Below are 22,643 nucleotides of genomic sequence, written 5' to 3'. Positions count from 1 at the left end.
GGAGGGCTTATTCTTCAGGTTTTTTTTCGAAAATATTCCTGTGCATTTCTGGATCAATAATCTTATGATGTTTCTTAAAAACAGGATTCAGATAAGCTACGGCAATTTCTTATCCGTTGGGTGATCGGACGGTAGTTGTAAGATTAGCCGTACTGTTTCAAGTCTTAAAGGTTTTTGGAAATACGCTTTTACGTATGGGTTTTTATCCGCTTTCTCAATATCACCGTCGTCAATGGATGAGGAAAGAATATAGATCGTTATTTGTTTCCGGATTTTTTCGTCAAGCATTTTGAATTTTTCCAGAAATTCCCATCCTGTGATGACAGGCATATTAATGTCAAGCAAAATGATAGTTGGATTACTATCTGTACCCAGGCTATAAATCTCCTTAATCGCTTCCAATGCTTTTGCAGGGTCCGTGAAAAGTGTGACCTGAGCTTCTTTATCAAACCTGTGGATGATATGTTTACAAATCAGGTTATTCGCTGGGTCATCGTCTACAACAATAATACGATATGCGGATTTCATATTATAAGATTTTATCTATGTATTAAATTTGGAACCTGATCAAAAACTCAGTACCCTTGTTAACCTCACTGCTCACTGATACGGTACCGCCCAGGATTTCTACCTGTGTTCTAACCATAAAAAGCCCCATTCCCTTACCTTCCACATGCTGGTGAAAACGTTTATAGAGGCCAAAAACCTGCCCCTCGTTTTTAACCAGGTCGATCCCCATACCATTGTCTTTAAATGATATTGTAAGTAAGCGGCCGGAAACAGCACTCCTGATTTCCATCACCGGAGCCAGGCCGGACTGGTGATATTTGATACTGTTAATGATCAGGTTGTAAAATATGCTGTGCAGGTAAGTCCTAAGTGCCACAAATTCATTTTTCGCACTAAAATCTGTAATGATCTGAACATTTTCTTTCAGGATCAGGCCATCGATACTGGATTTTATATTGTCGACCAGCAATTGCAGGTTTACCGTTTTGTTCTTTTCACCAACCTGCCGTTTAACCTGTAAAATGGTATTTAAATCACCTATGACATTGTCCAGGCGCATGACATTTTCCTGAATTCCGTCTAAGAAATCTTTTCTGACATCTTCCGGATAATCTTCCTCGCCTAAAAGCCCGGCCAGGCCAATAATATTGGCAACCGGTGCGCGCAGGTTATGAGATACCATATAGGAGAACTGTTCCAGTCCTTTATTGGAAAGGACAAGCTCATTGGTATATTGCTGAAGGTCACTATTCAGTTCCCTGAGTTTCTTTTCTGATAATTTCCTTTCTGAAATATCTTTAAAAAAGACAGAAAGGCCATTTGCGGAAGGATAAGCACTGACTTCCAGCCACCTGTCCAAAGGTTGATAGTAATCTTCGAAATGAACGATCTGGTTGTTATTAACAGCCTGGGTATATTTGGTATATGACTCCGACTCTCTGCTTTCAGAGAATACTTCCCACAGGTTTCTGTTTAAAACATTGTCCTTGGTCTGTGCCAGCAGTCTTGCGGCTTCCTTATTCCAGTAATTGACTACCCAATCTTTGTCGACAGCAAAAAATGCATCACCAATACTTTCAAGGATAATATTTTTATCTTCATAGGCCCTGAGGACTTCAAGCTCGGTTTTCTTCATTTTGTCTATATCCTGAAAACTGCCGTACAGAATACACTTTCCACCAACCAGTTCAGCTTCGCCAATCACGCGTACCCATCGGTGGTTTCCCCTTGCAGTAATGATCTGAAGTTCAAGATCAAAGTATGTTTGGTTCTGCAAAGCCTGGTCAACTGCTGCTGTTATCGCATTCCGGCTGTAGCCTGCCTTAAAAAAAATCAGGTTTGTTTTTGTTTCCGGGATATAATCAGTTTCTACTTCATGGATTTGTTTGGTCATGGGTGACCAGAAAATGAGGTTGTTTACCAGATCAATTTCATAACTTCCAATCCGCGCCATGTTGGTTGCCTTATCCAAAAGACGTTCTAAGGCTCTTTTTTCAGTGATATCACTGGATATACTGACCATACCACTTAACTCCTGGTTTTGGTCATATACCGGTGAGTAGTTAACCAAAGCCGGGAAGTAAGAACCGTTTTTTCTGCTTTTATTAAATTCGCCTGACCAGGTGTGGCCCTGTTGCAATGCATGCTGAATTTCGCTGATCTGATGCCCGGTAGCCATGGAAGGTATAATTTCGGATATATTTTTTCCCAGTACCTCGGTAGTAGTCCAGCCATATATCTGCCGGGCAGCCTGGTTCCAGTAATTGATCACTCCGCTCAGGTCAGTATAAATAATTGCCTGGCCTATAGTATTTAACAGATTTGCCTGAAAACGGTCATTCTCATCCGCCTTTTTTCTATTGCTGACATCCCGGATAATCATGGATGTATTCTCGTTTCCATGCGCAGTCTTAAATACTGTCAATGAGACCTCACCGGCAAAACGGGATCCGTCCATGCGCAGCATCGTGATTTCACCACCTGATTTACCAGTCCGGTCACGCTCATTGAGCAATAAGGAAAGTGCAGGGTCATTGACATCCGTTAAGCCTGATCTGCCTACAGTAATAATTTCATCCTGGGTCATTTCAAAAATGTTGCATGCCGCCTGGTTAGCTGCCAGTACCTGTCCGTTCTGTCGGGTGAGCAGTATACCATCCATGCTGGTTTCAAATAACAACCTGTATTTTTCTTCACTGTCGATCATGAGCTGCTCACTGATCCGCTTTTCAGTAACATCCCTGAAGTTATCTACAATTCCGTTGACTGCCGGATCGTTCAGCAAGTTGGTGACCGTGGCTTCGATCCATCTCCAGCTGCCATCTCTGTGCAGCATCCGGCCTGTATGCCCTTTGATTGTCTTGCCCGGGTTATCAAGTATTTTTTTTAGCATGAGCCTGACGCCGGGAGTGTCATCGGGATGCATGATGGTATATAAATCCATTGCTTCAACCTCGCTTTGTTCGTAACCTAATACGTTTTTTACAGATGGGGACACAAATGTCGGTTTTCCCAAGGCGTCAAGGATGATAACCCCGTCTGTACTGTGTTCAACAAGGGCCCGGTACCTTTTTTCACTTGAAATGAGCGCATCTAAAAATTTTTGGTGCTCTTTTTTTAAGCGGAATTTTTCCAGTGCGTTCAGTATCGCAATGGGAAGCCGGCTCAGCCGGTCTTTCAGGATATAGTCGTCTGCCCCTTTCATGATCAGGTCCACTGCGGACTCATCGCTCATGGTAGCAGTGATAATGACAAAAGGTATATCCAGCGTATTCTGCCTTACTATTTTGAGTGCATCGGTCGAATTAAAAGATGGCAGTGAATGATCACAAAGGATGATGTCAGGGGAAAATTCCGTCAATGCAGCAATAAATTTGATTCGGGTATCTACAACGAGCCCCTGATAAGGGATTTTTGATTTATCCAGCGCATTTTTTATCAGCAGGGCATCACTGGGCATATCTTCTATATGCAGGATTTTTATCATTTTAAACATAAGCTGCCATCTGGCTGTTTACTGCGGATTATAAGTTGTATCACCCAATGGCTATTGCCCCGGGACATTGTTAACAGCAAGCCAGTAAAAACCAAGTTCCACGATCGTCTTAGAAAAATTTTCAAAGCCAAGCGGTTTGACAACATAACTGTTGACGCCCAGCTGATGACTTTCAATAATATCCTTTTCCTCTTTGGATGAGGTCATCATGACCACTGGGATCAGTTTGGTTTTTTCATCACTTTTAATAATCCTGAGCACCTCAAGGCCGCTTACTTTTGGCATTTTGAGATCCAGAAAAATCACTTTTGGTTTTATATCCGTATTTCTGCCTGTGAATTCACCTTTTCCAAAGATAAAATCCAGAGCCTGTGCACCATCGATCAGATGTATCAGGTTACTTGCCAGGTTATGTTTTTTAAGGGCCCGGATCGTCAGTGCGGCGTCTGCCTTATTATCTTCAACTAAGAGGATCTGGATTTCTTCGTTTTCCATTGGTATTGTGAGTAGCAGGTAAAATTATGAGAGAACCGGGAGTGAGAAATAAAAAGAAGCCCCTTCACCTACCTTGCCCTCTGCCCAAACCCTGCCATCATGTTTAGTGATAATTTTCTGGACAATAGCCAGCCCAACGCCTGTACCTTCAAATTCGTTGCTGCTGTGCAGTCGCTGGAAGACACCGAATAGTTTGTCATAATACATCATATCGAAACCTGCACCATTGTCTTTGACGTAAAATGTCTGCAGATCAAATTCGGTAAAACAGCCAATCTGTATTATGGATTTTTCTATTTTTGATGAATATTTCAGTGCATTTGAAATCAGGTTGACATAAACCTGTCTCAGCATGTTACGGTCGCCCATTGCAGGTTCCAGATGGCCGATATCGAAAGTTATATCCCTGCCTGGTTCCAGCTTTCGGAGCTGCGTGATTACCGAGTTTACCAATTGTTGTGTGTCAATGCGGCCAGCCGAGATTTGCTGTTTGCTGACCCGGGAGAAATCCAGCAGGTTATCAATAAGCTGTCCCATCTTTTGTGAGTTGGCAATTATTTCACTGAGCAGGTACTGCGCATCATCCCCAAGCTGCTCTATATAATCTTCGAGCAGAATTTCTGTAAAACCGTTTATTGCCCTTAATGGAGCCCTTAAATCGTGGGAAACCGAATAAGAAAAAGATTCAAGTTCCTGATTAGCAGCTTCCAGGCTGAGTGCTTGTTTCTCTTTTTCGATAAACTGTGAAGCCAACTGGTTGTTTGCCAGTTCCAGTGCTTCCGAAAGCTTTTTGATTTCTTTATTTTGCGAGGCCAGATCCTGGTTGGCCTTTATTAACTCTTCCGCCCTTTTTTCTTTCTCTGTATTTTGGCGCACCAGTTCCTGGTTCGCCACAATTAATTCTTCCGCTCTTTTTTCTTTTTCAATGTTTTGAAAAAGAAGCTCTTCGTTAGCTATATGCAGTTCTTGTGCACGCTTTTCTTTTTCCTGGATTTGAAGGTTAACCTTACCAACAGAAATGAGTACGAGTGTGGGGTCATTCCATTTGTTCATATACTGTTTATGGAGGAAATTGGATTTTCGGGTCAGTTTACATAATTGGAGCGATTATTGAAATCGAACTTTTTCTACAATATACGATATTTTTTATTATTATTGTTTATCAAATTAAAAAACCCGTCATGTACTTAGCTGAATTGCAGGAGGGTAATCTTGAAAAGTGAGAAAAATCTTTTCATACAAATTTAAACAGGTAACTAAAGCCGGCCATTTGTTTTATCTTTAACCAGCACTTCCGGACTTTTCTTTAAGCCGTTTTTTATAACACAACATTTAAAAACCACTGTGGATATTTTTAGCGAATCGTTCATTCTGCAAACCCGCACTATTTTACTGGCAGACGATGATGAGGACGACATCTTCCTTTTCAGGGAGTCTATCAAAGATTTTCAGATAAACATCCATTTGCAGATAGCAAAAAACGGGTTTGAAGTTATCCGCTACCTGGATAAAATGGAACCGGATGACCTGGTATTTTTAGATATCAACATGCCGGGCATGAACGGGTTCGAATGCCTGGCCGAAATTAGGGCCAGAACAAAGTCCGTAGCGGTAATTATGCTTTCCACGTCAAATGATACAGGTTATATTGAGCTTTCAGAAGAGTTAGGTGCAACTGGGTATGTTGTAAAACCATCCAGTCTTCCGAGTTACATCACTGCGGTCAAGGAAGTTTTATTAACGGACTGGCAGAACTATCAGTTGGGTTTTTACCTAAATAATAATCAGAACCCGGCTGTATGATCACAGGTGAAATTTAATTGACTGGGTATTCTATATGCTATTGCAATACCTTATCATATGGCCCTTTTATATTTATTTTTAAAATAGAATTGCAACTACTTGCATGGTAAAATAATTCTATGTAATATTAGGTCGTTGAGTTGAGGAAATTATAACATGGTAGTGAAAAATGGGAATCTCAGTATCTGGGATTCCCATTTTGCTTAAGCTGAATAGTATAATTTGTGGCATACTTATCAGGACTTTCTTTCAGTGTCAAAGTAAAATGAAGGCGTTTTGTATGCCTACTCAAATGGTCATCTCCTGGTACTGGATTTGTTGGATAAGTACAACTGATTAACCGTTCATATTACTGCGCAAACCCAATGCAGCCTCGTAAACCTGGTTTTTTTGAAGGGATTGTCTGAGCATAGCTGCTAACGCGTCTACCTGTCCGGCCAGTGCTTCTTCGTTTGATTGCGGGTCACTTAGGTACATGGAACCCTTACCTCTGATGAGCCACTCTGAGGAAATCTGGGGATAATTGTAAAGAATAAGTACAATATCTTCTGTGGCTGTGTTCAGGCCTAATGCCTGGATTACTTTTAGCAAACGTTTCTGCATGTGTGATAGGAGTAAATTAAGATTAACGTTAAGTTCCTAACAGACCGAAGCCCGGATAACCATTTGAAAGCAACAATAAAACGGAGCGTATTTTACCCTTTCATAATTGTTGCTTTGATTATAGTATTAATATTACAAAAATATAAATTTATTTGTAACCGACAAGATTTTTTTATTGACTAATATGGCCGGGTAATATTCAGCGCCACAGCATCAGATTATCGGAGTTATACAAAGCCACTGTTCTCTTGTTCACAAACGAATTCTTTTTTTGCCTTCCTTAATTCATAAATACATCTGGTTATAAAACCAAAATGCATTATTGTGTACCAGCATTAATTGATTATTTATGATCTGTAATTCGATAAATATTTGATTTTAAATTATTAAGATACGAATAAGTTACTAGGCTATATAGAACTAAGCCAAATATAGTTACCTTGCGTATAGATAGTCAAATCTGCATTAATATGGTTCTTTATCAATAAGTTATATGTAATATGACTCCTGAATATTTAAGTATTTATGCTCTATACTTTAAATACAGCAATTGAATCATAGTCAAATGCTAGGGAATCTAAGCCTTGAATGTGACAATGTTTGAATATAATTAATCAAATTATTTCGATACCCTCAATTAATTTAATCTTACCTATGTTCACAGAAGAACCACACCACATTATTGCCATTGGCGCTTCTGCCGGAAGTATGGAAGAAATCAATACTTTTTTTGATCACACGCCTACAGACGGCGTTTCCTATATCATTGTCCAGCACCTATCCCCTGATTTTAAAAGCAGGATGGCCGAGTTGTTATCCAGGCATAGTAAGCTGATGGTACAGGAGGCCGAGGAAGGGATGATCGTAAAATCCAATCAGGTTTATCTGATCCCGAATGATAAGTTTATGACTATCCAGGATAGCAGGCTGCGCTTAACCGATAAGGAAAATATCCGTGGCCCGCATTTGACAGTCAACATATTTTTTATGTCCCTTGCAGCAGATTGCGGCCACAAGGCAATCGGTGTAATCTTGTCCGGGCTTGGTAATGATGGTAGTGAAGGTATAAAAGCTATCAAAAGGGCAGGAGGGATGGTAATAGCAAGGATTCCGGAAACAACCGAATTTGCCGGCATGCCGCAAAATGCCATTGCAACGGGCATGATCGACTTCATCCTTGAACCGGAAATGATGCCTGGTGTCATTGAAGATTATGTCAGGCAGGAAACTGAGCTGATGGCTGCTGACATGAAGGACGATCAGAATATGGTTAAAATTATCGGGCTCATAAGCCTGTACCTGCCTCTGGATTTTTCAGAGTATAAACATTCAACTATCCAGAGAAGGATCAAACGAAGGGCAGTTTATAACAATTTTGACAAACTGGAAAATTACCTGGAATTCATAAACGGAAATTCCCAGGAACTGGAAGCTCTGGCCAATGACTTTTTGATCAGCGTTACAGCGTTTTTCAGGGATCCGGAAGCTTTTGATTTTATAGAGCATCAGGTACTGCCAGGGATCATTGATAACCTGGCGCCGCAACGGGAGCTCCGGATGTGGGTAACCGGCTGTGCAACAGGAGAAGAAGCTTATTCACTGGCCATGCTTGTCAGTGAGTATTTAACAGTCAAATCAAAAGATGTGGTTGTCAAGATATTTGCAACTGACCTTGATAGTGTTGCACTTGCCCACGCAGCGAAGGGCGTTTATACACCTGCGTCCACGAAAAATATCCGTGCTGAAAGACTGGAAAAGTTTTTTTTGAAGGAAGGGGGCAACTATAAAGTAAAACCTGAAATACGTAAGATGTTGATTTTTGCGCAGCACGACCTGGTAAAGAATCCGCCTTATTGTCATATGGATTTTATCAGCTGTCGTAACCTGCTGATTTATATGAACGCGGCTTTGCAAAAGAAGATTTACCTGATGCTGCTTTTTGGTTTGAAACAGGATAGTTACCTGTTTCTGGGATCGAGCGAAAACCCGGTACCAATCCTGGACAGCCTTGAAATAATTCACAAAAAATGGAGGATTTATAAAAAACTGGCTTCCAACTCTGTTGTCAATCTGGATGCTTTTTCATTACCCCAGGTAGCACAAAAGATTGCGGAGCCCGATCTTTCAAAGAGGAATATTTATAAAAATACCGACAAAACCATGTCTGATGCAGCCATTGAAACAATACTGAAAGACCTGGACTATCTGGTTGTGTGTATTGATGATAAAAACAGGATTATCAAAACTTATGGCGATACCACCAAATTTCTCCTCCAGAAAATTCTTACGCTGGAACTAACCGAACTTTTGCCGCCACCTCTGGCTGTTGCTTTCAGGATATTGATTGGAAAAGTAAATCTGGACAATGAAACTGCCTATGTTAATGAAATCAAGATTCAGCAGGACGATAAAGTTATCGAGGTAAACTTATCTGTAAGCCCAATGATTTTTAAAGGACGCAGGAACGGGTTTATAGTCGTCAGGATCCATGAGAATAAAAATTATAAGCCAGAGGAAAATGAGCCGGTATTCGATGAAACCATGTATTTTAACGAGTATATCAGAACACTGCAGCAGGAAGTAAAAGATCTGAAAGAAGAGCTGGCCAGCTCCGAGCAAAAACTATACAGTCTGGATGAAAATATGCAGTCTTTTAATGAAGAGCTGCTGTCGGCCAACGAAGAAATGCAAAGCACCAATGAAGAAATGCAGTCTGTCAATGAAGAACTCCATACGATCAACACAGATTATCAGCTTAAAAATAAGGAGCTTATCGAGCTCAATGATGATTTGAACAACTATTTCCGAAGTAATATCAATGGACAGCTCTTTATTAACAAAGAGCTGCAATTAATGAAGTTTTCACCCGGAACTGCAAAGCTGATCAATCTGGTGGACAGTGATATTGGAAGGCCGCTAAGCCATATTTCTACCAATTTTAAATTTGAAACGATCGTTGCAGACATCCGGCAGGTACTTGCTAAGGAGACTACTATTCTAAAAGAAATAGAGACGCACGAAAGCAAATGGTTCCAGGTCATGACGATGCCTTACATTGAGCAGGCGAATGAAAAAACAAACGGTGCGATTATTACATTTAATGACATTACAGAGTTGAAAATAGCTCAGCAGAAGCTTGATAAAAGAAACAAAAGCCTTTTGCGTATCAATTCGGACCTGGATAACTTTGTGCATACTGCGTCCCACGATCTGCTGGCTCCATTAAGCAGTATTGAAGCAAGCATTGCTATTATGAACGGAATCCAGTCAGGTAATCCCGAGGTGAACGAATTTTTATCCATTATAGATTTTTCTATTAAAAAATTCCGTTCACTTATCACTGATATCTCCGCGGTCGCCAAAATTGAAAATAATACAATAGCCACCGAGCTGGTCGATATCAACGAGATGATCAGTAATATTGAATGGAGCCTCAATGATAAGATTATAGCAGCCGAAGCTGTCATCCACAAAGATCTGGAAGTCACGCATATTCTGTTCTCAAAAAAGAACCTCAGAAGCATTGTATACAACCTGGTTTCAAATGCAGTCAAATTCAGAAATGGCCAGTCGCCGCTGATTCATATTAAAACTGCAAGAGAAGCAGACCAGGTACTATTGTCAGTTCGTGACAATGGCAGGGGCATGGATAAAAATAGTACAGACAAGATTTTTAGTAAATATGGCAGGTTACAGACTGATGTGGAAGGCCAGGGTATTGGACTATATCTGGCTAAGAACATAGTCGATTCTACCGGCGGGCATATCGTTGTGGAAAGTGAGCCTGGGAAGGGAAGCCTGTTTACAATTTATTTCAGTGATAATCCCGAATTCAATAACTGATGCTTTAAAATGCAGGCTTTGTTAGGTGTTAATAATGGCTGAAACTTTGCTTTCGGGTCGGTATTCTATGTGCCGGGGACCTATAAAGTCATCATAATCCCGATTACTATTTATGCGGATAACACCAGTTTACATTATTATCAATGAAATAAGTTTTTTGCTTTTTTTAGGGTTTATCTGCCGGATAGAGGCTATCAGTACTGTTTTTGTAAAAGCCAAAGAAGTAAATGTGTGTAAATTCAATAATATTTTAATAAAACATTATAAAATATAAAAATTCCGAAATGCCGTTTTAAAGGGATCAGGGCATTTGTTTACAATAAGTCAAAAAGTATGTCTACAAGCTTGGCTAAAAACATTAATTAAATTACTACAAAATATTGATTATCAAACAATTACACAATTTGTTTGCAATTTATTTTAAGTGTAGCTTTATAAAAAGGAAGAACATTTAAGATCACTATTACCCGGCTTCACACACATAAGATCCAATCCGCTATTTACCAGATTTGACTGCCTGACGGCTGTGAAAATAATGACAACTACTTTACCCTATAATAAAACAGGTATGAAGACGGCAAATACTAAATTGAAGGAGATCAAGGAAAGCCTTCACCGCATTGACATGGGCCTTAGGACTTATATATTGAGTCATCAGAACTTATTTGATGCTCAGAGTTACCAAAAATGGGAAAGCCAGAATCAGATTGAAAGTGCTCCAAGGCATGGAAAATAATCCTGATTTTCCCATAGACCGTCTTACCTCACTATCCGGATCTTTGTATTTTTTTACAAAACAATTATTGTCATATCCGCATAATTATCGCAATTCTGCTGTTGAAATTAATACTTCACTAGTCATTTTCTACTCTCAGATAAAAATCGGTTTTCGGCCGTGCTTTCCAATCCGTTTTCAGGACTTCTGATAACACCGACTTATACACTTCAAATGAATTCGGTTTTTTGATGTAGCCCGAAGCGCCCAGTTTTTTGGCCCGTTTGATAAGATCTTCCCCCTGATGTGTTGAAAAGAAAATGATAGGAACAAAGTCATAATAAGCGCTCAGCTCCTGAATACACTCAAATCCGTTCATACGCGGCATGTTAATGTCCAGAAATATCAGGTCGGGCGACCGGGAATGCTGCATGGCATCTATAACTTCATAGCCATCATTAGCTATTTTCAGTTCCAGTTCGCTTTCGGTCTGTTCAAAGGCTTCCTGAAAAAGAAAAATATCGTCCGGATCATCGTCTGCGAGCAGAACCCATTTGGGAGGGGCAGTATACAAACTTTGGTCACTTAGAATATCAGTCATCAAAATTGGATTTTAATTTATTGAAATTACAAAGGCGGCAAACTCGTAGGGTTTTAACGTGCAGTACGTGCCAAAAGTATGTAATTAACAGGCTTGATTTACCAGTTTCTACATAAATAATATTGATTTCATCAGGTGTTTTGTTATGAAAATAAGTTACCGATGGCAGGAATGATATTTTATAAATTATCGTCTTTCTTTATGGACTTTTAACGGGCAGGTTTTTCGTATCAAAGGATTTCTTGCCAAAAAATTAAAAAAGAAATATTGTTTGAATTTAATACATCCCGGTCTGATGAAAAATCTGGTAAAGTATTTTTCTCCTGTAATAATTTCCTGTGGATTGCTTGCTTGTGAAAAGCCAGGTAATCCGGATATTCCGGCTGCTGTCTGGCAGAAGCATCCGTTGCCCGTTCTGGAGCGTGGAAAGTTTCCTGACTATGACTTTTATGCCATCAGTGACGGTTATGTAATTCGGGAAGGGAATGTTTATAAAATGTGGTATACCGGTGGCGGAGCGGTATTACCCGATGAAACTTTGAGATCGCGGATCAGTTATGCAACATCTGTCGATGGAATAAAATGGGAAAAATATACCACCAATCCGGTATTGGATGTATCCGGATCACAGTGGGATTCATTGGGTGTAGAAACTGTTTCTGTTTTACTGGATGAAGAAGCAGATCCAAAGGAGCGCTACAAAATGTGGTATGCCGGCCAGACATTCAATGATTTTCGGTACAACATTGGTTATGCAGTTTCACAGGATGGTATCCACTGGGACAAATATCAGAATGGGCCTGTGCTCACTGTGGGTAGTACCGATGAATGGGATAACGGATTTCTTGAAGGGCCCAGCGTTATTAAAGTTGGCAGCCAATATAAAATGTGGTATGCAGGTTATGATGTTTCTGTGAACGGCAAACCGACAGATGGTAAAGTTAATATTGGCCTGGCTATTTCAGATGATGGAATTCAATGGAAAAAGTACGAAGGCAACCCTGTTATGACAACCGGAACAGGCTGGGATGCCGAAACGGTTCAGGACCCACATGTGATATATGCAGACGGCAGCTACCACATGTGGTATGGCGGGGTAAACAAGGTAGATTTAAACGGACAGGAAATTGGTTACGCCTTCTCAGAAGATGGTATAAGCTGGAAGAAATCTGCTAATAATCCTGTTCTCAAAAGAGGGGCAAGCGGCTCATGGGACAGTTTTACAGCAAGTTTTCCATCTGTCCTCATTGAGGGCGAAGAGTTGAAAATATGGTATACAGGTAAAAATGCGCTTGATGCAAGCTGGCCTGATCCGTACTACTGGGAAATCGGTATGGCAAGAAGGAGATTTGATAAAGAGCTAAGAGAATGAGTTGGGAAAAAATCGTATAGTAAAAACCCAATGTTTACCCGAATACAAATTATCGGGCAAACATTGGGTCAAAAAATGATAAACAGGCAGGCGCTTTTAATTAATGTTTAGCCCACCACAAAGGTGTAAGCGTGCCATCGGCACTTCCTAAAAAGTTGAGCGCCTGGTCATAACCTTTTGCATTGCTTGCAGGCAGGCTGGAAGGATATTTCAAACGCTGAGGAAAAAATTTGACATTGGATGTCATATAATTGCTGCTGTTAAGATCCGGCATATTAACGAGTGGATTTTCAACTGCCGGATTTTCGAAGAACGGTAATCCCAATCTGCGTTGGTCGCTCCATGCTTCCAGTGGTAACCAGGGTGTTTGAGCAATAAACTTCTGCGTTATAATTTTTGTCAGCAGATCGTTCTTTACAGCGCCGCCTTTGTACAGATTGTTTGTCGGATATGCTTTGGTCACTGTACCATCAGCATTTGTATATCCATCCTTAAATTTCACAGAATAGGTTGCAGGAGGCTCGGTGATATGGTTCCAGCTGACAGATGTTCCAACCTTGTTGTAAGCCGCGGAGGCTTTGTATTGGGTTGCAAAACTGGTAACACCCCAATATGCAAAGCTTGCATCAATACCTGCCTCATATGCAGCCTGTCCGCTCATTGGTACAGTCCATCCTCTGACAGCTGCTTCCGCAAGCAGGAAGTAAGTTTCCCATGAAGCAAAGTAAATTCTTTTATTGGCACTGTTACGGAATTGCTGGCCATGACGCGGAATAGTACCGTTAAAATTCCAAATGTTATTCTTAGCTCCTTTGGCACCCCAGTCTCCGTTGGCAGGTGCATTCCAGGTATACCTGGCATCGAGTGTTTTGACAGTTGCTCCCGTAGCATCGACCAGGGTTCTTATTGTGGTTTTCGCCGTATTGTCCCACGAAGGGTAGGAGTTAAAATCGGAGTTGTCGTAATCACCCGGGATGATGTATGTTTTGTAAGCACGTGGGTCTATGGTATTAGGAAGTCCATCCATCCAATAGCCCGCAGACGGGTCATTGGTCATGGTAGTAAAATGGTTTTCGAATTTTAGCCCGATATAATCCTGCGCTTTTATGAACGGAAGCTGAGCTGGTTTTACCAAATCGGCCGATTTTATGCCACCTAATCCAAGATACAGGTTATTAATAGTAGCCGAAATCGGAAAGTAGTTCCACTCCCTGGTCATTACTCCGGTCAGTGCATCCCATCCTGCTTTTTCAGCAACCTGAAAAGTTTCGTCTGATTGCATAAGCAACGGGCCGGCTGCTGCGGCTTCAAACTCAGCTTTAGCCTTCGCCGGGTCCACTTCCGAAAGGCGCATGGCCAGCCTTAACCGCATCGAGTTGGCGTATTTCTGCCAGTTTGCATAATTGAAACCGTAAGCCTGATCATATTTTGATATATCACCACTGCTTACACTCAGGTCCAGTTTTGAAGAAGCGTCTTTTAGCTCATCCAGTAAATAATAGTAAACTGTTTTTTCGTCGGAAAACTCCGGGTTAGTTCCCTGGAAACCATTGATAGGAATAGGCCCGAAATTGTCAGTCAGCTCACTCAAAAGATATACTCTCCAGATGCGTGCAACCTGTAACAGATTACCGGTATATTCCTTAATGTTTCCGGCAGCAATCTGTTTTTCTGCCACTTGTACAGCTGCATAAATGCTGTTCAGCCAGCCTCCAAGGTAACCGCTGCCGTAATAATCACTTGACCAGCCGTCGTTATAACCTCCCGTTGCAATTCCACCGCCAGCCTGTTGCCGGCCGGCCGTTTTCCAGTACAGAACGAATATCCTTTCTGCTATATGCGGATCCATCTGGCTCCCGATAATAGAGCCATTAATAAAATACTCAACCTGCACCTGCGCCTCTGTGGCCAGATAAGGGTCAGCGTTTATTTCGTCAAAATCATTGCAGGCAGTTGTGAACAACATCAGCGCCGCAGCGGGCATTAGCGCCCTTCTTAAAAATGCTTTCATATTAATTAATATCTTTTAATAGCCTGATTGGTGAATTAGAAACCCAGTGTAACCGAGAAAAGGAAAGAGCGCATGGTAGGAAATGCTCCGTTTTCAAATCCAACAGCATTGGTGCCGGTGGCGAAAACAGACTCCGGATCTATCCCGTTCAGGTGACTTGATATCATCCATACGTTGTTACAGGATGCGCTGATTTTTGCTTTTTGAAAGGTACTACCAAGCAATTTTTTCGGAAGGCTATAGCTTAGCATTACATTTCTTAGCCTCACATTGGTAGCATCATATATGTAAGCTTCGCCAACACCCAGGTTATTCAGGGTAGCAACTGTACCCCAGTATTGCTGCTGCGTTACAGGTTCTGTATTTGGGGTTGGGGTTCCTCCCTCTCCCAAAACAACACCATCAACTACAAATTCAGGCCTTTCTCCACCAGGAGCAGTAACAGCGGCTGCACCGGCACCTTGTAGCCCTACGTTAGAGGCTGAGAATATTTCACCGCCCAGGCGTGCATCAATCAGGAAAGACAAACCAACTCCTTTGTATGAAAAATTGTTGGAAATACCCAGCAGTCCTTTGGCTTGCTGATTTCCCAGCTTCTGAACGGTTGCATCGCGTTGTGGAAGCCCGGCAGCCGTAAGCAGCATTTTTCCAAAATAAGGGCTGGCTTCATCTTTAACGCGAAGGAATTTGGTTCCGTAAATATCACCATACAAACCATCGGTTGTTGCTCTGATAAATAAATCATCAAACGCGCCCAGCTGGTATTCATTTACACCCAAACCACTGGCAATGTCAATGATCTTGTTTTCATTTTTGGAGAAATTGGCCGTTACATTCCAGTTAACCGAGTTAGGGTTGGTCAGGATACCCAGGTCTGCCATGATCTCTATCCCTTTGTTCTGGATATTTCCAGCATTCACTTTCATGCTGGAATACCCGCTCATCGGATCCATTGGAATGTCGATCAGCTGACGTGTTGCATTGGATTTATACCAGGTGAAATCGAGTCTTAACCTGTTATTGAAGAATTTCAGTTCTGCTCCCAGTTCCAGGTTTTTGATCAGTTCGCTTTTTACGCCTGAATCTTTCAGAAGTGATTGTCTTACAGCGATCGTATTACTCAGTGGATCTTTGGAAATGTTATAACCATTGTATAACTGATACGGAGCAAGGTCATTACCCACTGTAGCATAAGATCCGCGCAGTTTCGCATAATTGAACCATTGCGGCAAACTGGTTCCCATTTTATCCAGCATATCCGAAAATACATAGGACAGACTGTACGAAGGGTAGAAATACGAACGGTTTTCTTCAATCAAAGCAGATGACCAGTCGTTACGGGCTGTTACATCAAGAAATATCCATCCGCCATAATTTAAGCCCAACGAACCATATATGGAATTGATTTTTTTACGGCTGTAACCCGGCCAAACAGAAGGAGCACCCGCAGCGTTGGTAGGCGTGAAGAGGTTTGGAACTTCCAGAGCACCGGTATTTACTGTTAATGAGCTGTATTTCTGTTGCATCAGGTTACCACCCAGTGTGAATGTACCTCCAAGCAATCCTATTACCTCATCTTTTCTACCTTTGATCAAGGCGCTATAATTGGTTTCGCTGAAAGTTTGCTTGCCCATAGAATAAGAATTGGAAAGAGGCCCGCCTGCGTAGGTTTTACTTTCCGTATTGGTGGTATACAAATCCCCTCCGGCCTTCACCTCTGCATCCAGCCAGTCGGTAAATGCATATTTCAACGACCCGTTCATGATGAAACGGTTTCTTGAATCATTATTGAGGTTGTATTTACTTAGCCAGTAAGGATTTGATTGTGAACCAGGAGCGCCCGGATACCACAACATGTTTCCAAATTGGTTGGTACCGGCACTAAAATCGGCAATGTCAAGGCTTCTTGGCAACATATATAGTACGAACACACTGCTGTTATCCCTGCCGTTAATTGGCCTGTTATAACCGGAAGTATTATTGTATGACATTTTTACATCGCTCGTCCAGCGGCTGTCTTTACCAAAGTGGGTGGTAGCTTTTGAAGTAAAATTGAGGCGGGTGAGTTTGTTGCCCGGGATAATGCTTTTGTCTTCCAGGTAATTAAGAGATGCAAAAACCGCCGTTGAACCGTATTGCTGCTGAAGGCCAAGGCTGTAATTCTGACTGGAACCTGCTCTTAGAAACTGGCTCACGTTGTCATGAATAGTCAGCGGAGCTTGTGTACTATCCCAATTAGTAACAGTTTGTCCCTCTGCCTTTGGGCCCCAGCTTGTGGTGCTCATTGCGTTGAAAATATTTTCGGTACCCTGTCCGAAGGAATTCTGGAGTTCGGGTTTGATAAAAATACTTTCGCTTCCCAATGTGGAAGAAAAGGTAATACCAAGGCCCGGTTGCCTGCGTCCGGATTTAGTAGTGATCAGGATTACCCCGTTACCAGCTCTGGAACCGTACAATGCAGCGGCAGATGGCCCTTTCAGTACACTCATCGTTTCAATATCCTCGGCACTGATGTCTCCAAGGCCGTTACCCAGATCCAGCCCTGCTCCCCAGTAACCGTTTTCAGTGGTTCCTGTGAAGTTGTCAATCGGAATACCATCCACAACAATAAGCGGCTGATTGCTTCCTGTAAGAGAAGTATTTCCACGTAACACGATCTTGGAAGATCCGCCGGCACCGTTACTTGAACGAACTACCTGCAGACCTGCTACTTTACCGGTAAAAGCATTCGCAAGATTGGTTTCTTTGGCATCTGATAATACTGAGCCTGAAATCTCCTGTATCGCATAGCCCAAAGATTTTTTCTCTCTCTGGATACCAAGCGCAGTTACCACAACTTCTGAAAGTGAGGTTGCATCTTCAAGTAGCGTAATGTCAACGTACGTTTTGTTACCTACTTCGATTTCCTGTTTTACAAAACCGATATAAGAAACAGTCAGGATAGTGTTTGCCCCGGCAGCGGCAATACTGAATTTTCCTTCCGAATCGGTGGTAGTACCGGTTTTTGTTCCTTTAATAACAACAGTAACACCCGGGAGAGGAGGGTTACCTGCTCCGCCCAATACTTTTCCGGAAATCTGTGTCTGTGCATAGACTCCCGAAAAGCTTAGCAGTAACAGCAAGCTTAATACATGTGTTTTCATAAGATTAAATTAGTTAGGTAAAAGAATTTGGTATTATAGGTAAAGGGTAAATTATAGAATGTATTTAATTTTGACTTCAAATTGATATATGTATAAATATTCTGATAATAGGTTTAATTCGGAATAATATACTGATTATACGTGTTTGTGTAAAATAATATTCTAAATACATTTATTGTCGCAAAAATAAGAAGTACACAGGATTTTGTAGGGTACAAATGTTACATTGTATGGTATCAAAAGTTACATGAAGGATTTTTATGGACTTAATTGAGGCCGATGCAGGAAGCAAAAGGATTAATCGCGGTTTTTCTTCCTGTTGAGATATGCCGATGGAAGTTCACCGAACTCTTCGCGAAATTGCCTTGCGAAATATTTGGGGTTGTTAAAACCGACCTGGTAAGCGATTTCGGAAATACTTAGCTGGCTTTGTTCCAAAAGCTTTGTGGCACGTTCCATGCGTATGGCACGAATAAATTCAACCGGAGTTTTACCGGATATGGCATTGAGCTTTCTGTATAAATGTATTCTGCTCATTCCTACTTCCCGGCTGAGTGCATCCACCGAGAAATCGGGATTGCCAATATTTTCTTCCACAAGGGCTATTACTTTCCGGACCAGACTTTCGTCCCGGCTGCTAATCGCAATATCCCGTCCTTTAATAGCAATTTGCTGGCTGAATGTTTTACGCGCCGTTTCCTGCTGTTTCAGGATATTGGATAACCGGTATTGAAGAATCTCAAAATTGAACGGCTTTTCTATGTAGTCATGAATTCCGAGTTCGTATCCTTCCAGGTGCTGGTCGGGAGAGGTACTAGCCGTCAGCAGTACTATCGGGATATGTAAGGTTCGTTCGTCTCCCTTAAGTTTTCTCACCAGTTCGATACCGTTCATTTCTGGCATGGTCACGTCCGTTACAACAAGATCCGGAATAAATTCGCTGGCTTTTTTCCAGCCTTCGGCTCCGTTTTTGGCTTCTATGATCTTATATACATCTTTGAGATTGTCTTTCAGGTAAAAAAGAAAATCTTCATTGTCTTCAACCAATAGCAAAACAGGCAACTCCTGATTTTGCCCGGGCTTTTGCAAGTTTGGTAAAGTCAATTCCGAAACTGGTTCTGCAATAGCTGAAACGGGTTCGAATGGGAGTGGGGCAACCGAATTTGCGTTGAGTACCGGCAGCATTATTTTGAAACAACTGCCTTCGCCAGGTTCGCTGGTTACAGTAATCGTCCCGCCATGAAGATTCACAAATTCCTTTGTGATAGAGAGCCCAATCCCGCTTCCCTGATTAAGCAGACACGCGGGCATGTCATTCTGGAAAAAACTCTCGAAAATCTTCTCTCTTTTATTTTGTGGAATGCCAATACCAGTATCGCGGACATTTATTTCCAGCCAGGAATCATTAGTGGCGTCCGGCAATTTGGCATAATTCAGTTCAACATTCACTTTCCCATTTTCAGAAGTGAATTTGAAAGAATTGGATAAAAGGTTAAAAAGGATTTTTTCAAGTTTGTCTTCATCAAACGATGCGTTTAGGGTTTGCAGGTCTGAATAAAAAGACAATTCGATCTGTTTTTTTTGGGAAATATCAGTAAAAGATGATACCGCTTCTTTCACGAATCTGACAATGTCACCGGTTGTGGGATTGAACTTAATACCACTGACTTCGAGCTTTCGAAAGTCAAGTAACTGGTTGACCAGGTTTAACAACCTTTTGGCATTGCGCTGCATAAGCTGCATCTGGTTCTGATGGGGAGACTCAGGGCTGTCTTTAAGGATTTTTTCCAGGGGAGACAAAATAAGCGTCAGCGGCGTTCTGAACTCATGGCTCATATTGGTAAAAAACTTGATTTTTACATCGTTTATTTCCCGCAACTGTCTGGATTCCCTTCGTTCCTGTTCGATCAGGTACTTTTCCCGTTCCTTATTACGTATCGCCCTGCCAGCCAAATATAATGACACAACAAACAGGATAATATAAAATACCCGTGCTATGATGGAATTCCACCAGGGTGGCAGTATCACAATTTGCAGCGAAGTCTCTGAATTATTCCAGTCACCGTTTTCATTGGAAGCCTTTATTCTGAACAGGTAGGTTCCCGCATCCAGATTGGTATAAGATGCCGTTCTGGATGTTGCGTTTGCCCGTACCCAATCCTTGTTAAAGCCTTCCAGTTTGTACATGTACTGGATTTTTTGGGGGTGAAATAAGTTAAGTACCGTAAAGTCCAGCGCAAAAATGTTAGCACTATGCGGCAATACAATCTTCTTGGTTTCCGATATTGCTTTGGAAAGTACGATAGCGCTGCCACTGACCTTATCACCGACGTGTATCTTTTTGTTAAAAATCGAAAGTGATGAAATTACCACCTTCCCAAAATTGGATTTCGGTGGGATCTGGCTGGGCAGGAAGTGGTTATAACCTTTTGCACCACCAAAATACAGTTCTCCGTTATGTGTTTTTAGTACCGCATTTTCTGTGAACTCTGATCCCTGCAGTCCATCACTTTCGTCATAATTGATGAATTGTATATGCAGATCCGTTTTTGAATCTGAAACCCGGGCCCTGGCCAAACCGTGCGGTGTAGCGATCCACAGATCACCCGATGCATCTTCTACAATAGAAAGTATTGAATTATGTGGAAGGCCGTCCTTTTGCCTGAAAATACTGAATTGCTTTTTAACAGGATCATACAAATTGAGGCCGTCCTGTGTACCGATCCATATTCGTTTTTTTGAATCCTGCAGAATGGCATGAACGGTATTGTTACTGATAGATCCGGGTTTGAGCGGATCATGATGATAATTGTTGAACTTACCTGTTTTCATATCCCGGACATCAACGCCGAATGAGGTTCCGAGCCACAGGTTCCCGAGATGGTCTTCTGTAATTTCACTGATGTAGGCATCTTGTACCGAGTTAGGAATTTTGGCAGGGAAATGCGTGAATTTTCCGGTTTTGCGATCTAATAATTCCAGCCCGCCATCGAGGGTACCAATCCAAAGATTTTCCCTCGAATCCTCCATTATTTCCCATACACTATGGTGCGACAAACTACCCGGATCCAATGGGTTGTGCCGGTATGTGGTAAACTTTTTTCCGTCGTACGAGCTCAGTCCTCCAAAATAAGTGCCGATCCAGAGTATCTTTTTCCGGTCAAGAAACAGGCTGATAATTACATTGCTTCCCACGCTGCCAGGATCGGCCGGGTTGTAAAGGAACTGCTTGTATGTATTTTTTTGCCTGTCGTAATAGATGAGCCCTCCGCCGTTGCTGCCCATCCAGATATTGCCCTTTTCGTCTTCCAGAAATCTGTTGATATCATTGTAAGGCAGGCTTCCAGTATCAGCCCGCTTGTGCTTGACCAGCGGAAACCGGAAAATATCTTCATGATAATAATTCACGCCATCCTTATAAGTGCCCAGCCAGATGACTCCTGTTGTATCCTTGTAAATGGCGTTAAACGTATTCTGGCTTATTGCGTTTTTGTCATCTTCATCGGGCAGGATATACCTGATCGTTTCGGTTTTTTTATCAATAAGATTTATACCGCCGTGATCCACAGCGATCCAGATTCTTTTTTGATTGTCCTGCACCACTCCTTGTATAATATCAGAATTCAAACGCGGACTGCCACTTTCCTTACTATAAAAGTTAAAAGACTGGTCAGTAGGATTAAAACGATAGATTCCCAGATTTTCCCGTAGCGCATACAACCATAATTCACCATCGGAATCAATAGTAATACCATAGTTAAGCAGCCTCTTTTTGTGTTTTGTTGCGAGGTAATCCGATCGCCAAATGACTTTCAGCGTCTGGGGATTGATCTTTTCCAGAATCCCGTTCCTGTGCAGCAACCACAGATTTCCATCCGGGTCATGGTCTATCGCCGAGATGTCGTTGGTGGAGATTGTACCGGAATCGTTTGCAAAGTGTTGTAAGTGAACAGCTTTGTGGCTGTCTTCGGACGGATATACATACAAGCCATTGTTGTCCTGTGCAAACCAGAAACTTCCGTTTTTATGTTTATGAACGATCCGGATAAAACCTGGTGGTATTCCAAGTTTTTTTAGTTCAGAACTTGAATGAGCAGAGAATTTCTCGGTGAGCGGGTCATATACGCTATTTTCATTGTTAGAACCCACCCATATTTTACCTCCCGGCCCTTCCCAAAGGCCTCGGATACTATTGCTGCGTAAAGTTGTAGTATCGCTGTGGTCGTTTTTATATATTTTAAAATTATAACCATCATACCGGTTGAGTCCGGAATTGGTACCTACCCACCTAAAACCATGGCTGTCAAGTAAAAAGCAGGTAGGATGGTTATTGGACAAACCATTTTTGACATCTAATTTGAGAAATCGAAATTGACCGGACTGCCCCAGAATGTTTCCTGGAATAATTGTGATGCCTAAAATCAGAAGTAATCTTTTGAGCAGACCTAGCATTTTTTTACTTTACCTGACCTCAATTTACGTTTTTTTTACAAACTGAAGCCTTCCGTTCAAGTAATAGGAGCCATTAATTACTCAATTTAGGTCATATTAA

General features: G+C 41.7%; 13 protein-coding genes. 4 read left to right on the top strand and 9 right to left on the bottom strand.

Annotated elements, in window-relative coordinates; translation table 11 throughout:
- Positions 1–96: 96 nt before the first annotated feature.
- From KZC02_RS04450 to KZC02_RS04435, 4 genes are read right to left on the bottom strand one after another with little or no spacing between them, the layout of a single operon-like run.
- The gene (locus KZC02_RS04450) at positions 97–528 is read right to left on the bottom strand and encodes a response regulator (RefSeq protein WP_221393015.1); all 432 of its coding nucleotides are present in this window, start codon (positions 526–528) and stop codon (positions 97–99) included.
- A gap of 22 nt (positions 529–550) precedes the next feature.
- A complete protein-coding gene (locus KZC02_RS04445; RefSeq protein ID WP_221393014.1) occupies positions 551–3,496 on the bottom strand; it encodes a PAS domain S-box protein in 2,946 nt (981 codons plus the stop codon).
- Positions 3,497–3,556: 60 nt separating this feature from the next.
- On the bottom strand, positions 3,557–4,000 hold the full coding sequence (locus KZC02_RS04440) for a response regulator (RefSeq protein WP_221393013.1): 444 nt from the start codon (positions 3,998–4,000) through the stop codon (positions 3,557–3,559).
- Between the two features lie 24 nt (positions 4,001–4,024).
- A complete protein-coding gene (locus KZC02_RS04435) occupies positions 4,025–5,053 on the bottom strand; it encodes an ATP-binding protein (protein WP_221393012.1) in 1,029 nt (342 codons plus the stop codon).
- Between the two features lie 291 nt (positions 5,054–5,344).
- Here KZC02_RS04435 and KZC02_RS04430 point away from each other — a divergent pair, with 291 nt between their 5' ends.
- Complete coding sequence (locus tag KZC02_RS04430; RefSeq protein ID WP_229253988.1) at positions 5,345–5,803, top strand: response regulator; 459 nt, start codon at positions 5,345–5,347, stop codon at positions 5,801–5,803.
- A gap of 336 nt (positions 5,804–6,139) precedes the next feature.
- Here KZC02_RS04430 and KZC02_RS04425 read toward each other — a convergent pair whose 3' ends face one another.
- Complete coding sequence (locus KZC02_RS04425) at positions 6,140–6,406, bottom strand: hypothetical protein (RefSeq protein ID WP_221393011.1); 267 nt, start codon at positions 6,404–6,406, stop codon at positions 6,140–6,142.
- 654 nt (positions 6,407–7,060) lie between these two features.
- Here KZC02_RS04425 and KZC02_RS04420 point away from each other — a divergent pair.
- Both KZC02_RS04420 and KZC02_RS04415 read left to right on the top strand, forming a co-directional pair.
- Positions 7,061–10,249 (top strand): chemotaxis protein CheB, encoded by a 3,189-nt coding sequence (locus tag KZC02_RS04420; RefSeq protein WP_221393010.1) that lies wholly within the window; start codon positions 7,061–7,063, stop codon positions 10,247–10,249.
- A gap of 535 nt (positions 10,250–10,784) precedes the next feature.
- Positions 10,785–10,985, top strand: coding sequence for a hypothetical protein (locus KZC02_RS04415; protein ID WP_221393009.1), 201 nt, complete (start codon positions 10,785–10,787; stop codon positions 10,983–10,985).
- 118 nt (positions 10,986–11,103) lie between these two features.
- Here the strand turns inward: KZC02_RS04415 and KZC02_RS04410 are convergent, their stop codons facing one another.
- Positions 11,104–11,565 carry a response regulator gene (locus KZC02_RS04410; protein WP_221393008.1) on the bottom strand — a complete coding sequence of 154 codons (462 nt, stop codon included), beginning with the start codon at positions 11,563–11,565 and terminating at the stop codon, positions 11,104–11,106.
- A 295-nt stretch (positions 11,566–11,860) separates the two neighbouring features.
- Between KZC02_RS04410 and KZC02_RS04405 the strand changes: the two genes are divergently transcribed.
- Complete coding sequence (locus KZC02_RS04405) at positions 11,861–12,937, top strand: hypothetical protein (protein ID WP_221393007.1); 1,077 nt, start codon at positions 11,861–11,863, stop codon at positions 12,935–12,937.
- Between the two features lie 100 nt (positions 12,938–13,037).
- Here KZC02_RS04405 and KZC02_RS04400 read toward each other — a convergent pair whose 3' ends face one another.
- The 3 genes from KZC02_RS04400 to KZC02_RS04390 form a co-directional block, all read right to left on the bottom strand.
- Positions 13,038–14,948, bottom strand: a complete 1,911-nt coding sequence (locus KZC02_RS04400; RefSeq protein ID WP_221393006.1) for a SusD/RagB family nutrient-binding outer membrane lipoprotein — start codon at positions 14,946–14,948, stop codon at positions 13,038–13,040.
- 35 nt (positions 14,949–14,983) lie between these two features.
- On the bottom strand, positions 14,984–18,091 hold the full coding sequence (locus tag KZC02_RS04395; RefSeq protein WP_221393005.1) for a SusC/RagA family TonB-linked outer membrane protein: 3,108 nt from the start codon (positions 18,089–18,091) through the stop codon (positions 14,984–14,986).
- A gap of 297 nt (positions 18,092–18,388) precedes the next feature.
- Positions 18,389–22,543 (bottom strand): hybrid sensor histidine kinase/response regulator transcription factor, encoded by a 4,155-nt coding sequence (locus KZC02_RS04390; RefSeq protein WP_221393004.1) that lies wholly within the window; start codon positions 22,541–22,543, stop codon positions 18,389–18,391.
- Positions 22,544–22,643 lie beyond the last annotated feature (100 nt).

This window comes from Dyadobacter sp. NIV53 (genome assembly GCF_019711195.1).
Lineage (GTDB): Bacteria > Bacteroidota > Bacteroidia > Cytophagales > Spirosomataceae > Dyadobacter.
The sequence above is the reverse complement of the archived record's forward strand: the minus strand, read 5'-3'. Positions and strand labels throughout refer to the sequence as shown.

Coding starts and splice junctions, on each gene's coding strand:
- KZC02_RS04400 (WP_221393006.1), bottom strand. CDS start 14,948: ATGAAAGCATTTTTAAGAAGGGCGCTAATGCCCGCTGCGGCGCTGATG.
- KZC02_RS04395 (WP_221393005.1), bottom strand. CDS start 18,091: ATGAAAACACATGTATTAAGCTTGCTGTTACTGCTAAGCTTTTCGGGA.
- KZC02_RS04390 (WP_221393004.1), bottom strand. CDS start 22,543: ATGCTAGGTCTGCTCAAAAGATTACTTCTGATTTTAGGCATCACAATT.
- KZC02_RS04425 (WP_221393011.1), bottom strand. CDS start 6,406: ATGCAGAAACGTTTGCTAAAAGTAATCCAGGCATTAGGCCTGAACACA.
- KZC02_RS04415 (WP_221393009.1), top strand. CDS start 10,785: ATGACAACTACTTTACCCTATAATAAAACAGGTATGAAGACGGCAAAT.
- KZC02_RS04440 (WP_221393013.1), bottom strand. CDS start 4,000: ATGGAAAACGAAGAAATCCAGATCCTCTTAGTTGAAGATAATAAGGCA.
- KZC02_RS04405 (WP_221393007.1), top strand. CDS start 11,861: ATGAAAAATCTGGTAAAGTATTTTTCTCCTGTAATAATTTCCTGTGGA.
- KZC02_RS04450 (WP_221393015.1), bottom strand. CDS start 528: ATGAAATCCGCATATCGTATTATTGTTGTAGACGATGACCCAGCGAAT.
- KZC02_RS04420 (WP_221393010.1), top strand. CDS start 7,061: ATGTTCACAGAAGAACCACACCACATTATTGCCATTGGCGCTTCTGCC.
- KZC02_RS04445 (WP_221393014.1), bottom strand. CDS start 3,496: ATGATAAAAATCCTGCATATAGAAGATATGCCCAGTGATGCCCTGCTG.
- KZC02_RS04410 (WP_221393008.1), bottom strand. CDS start 11,565: ATGACTGATATTCTAAGTGACCAAAGTTTGTATACTGCCCCTCCCAAA.
- KZC02_RS04435 (WP_221393012.1), bottom strand. CDS start 5,053: ATGAACAAATGGAATGACCCCACACTCGTACTCATTTCTGTTGGTAAG.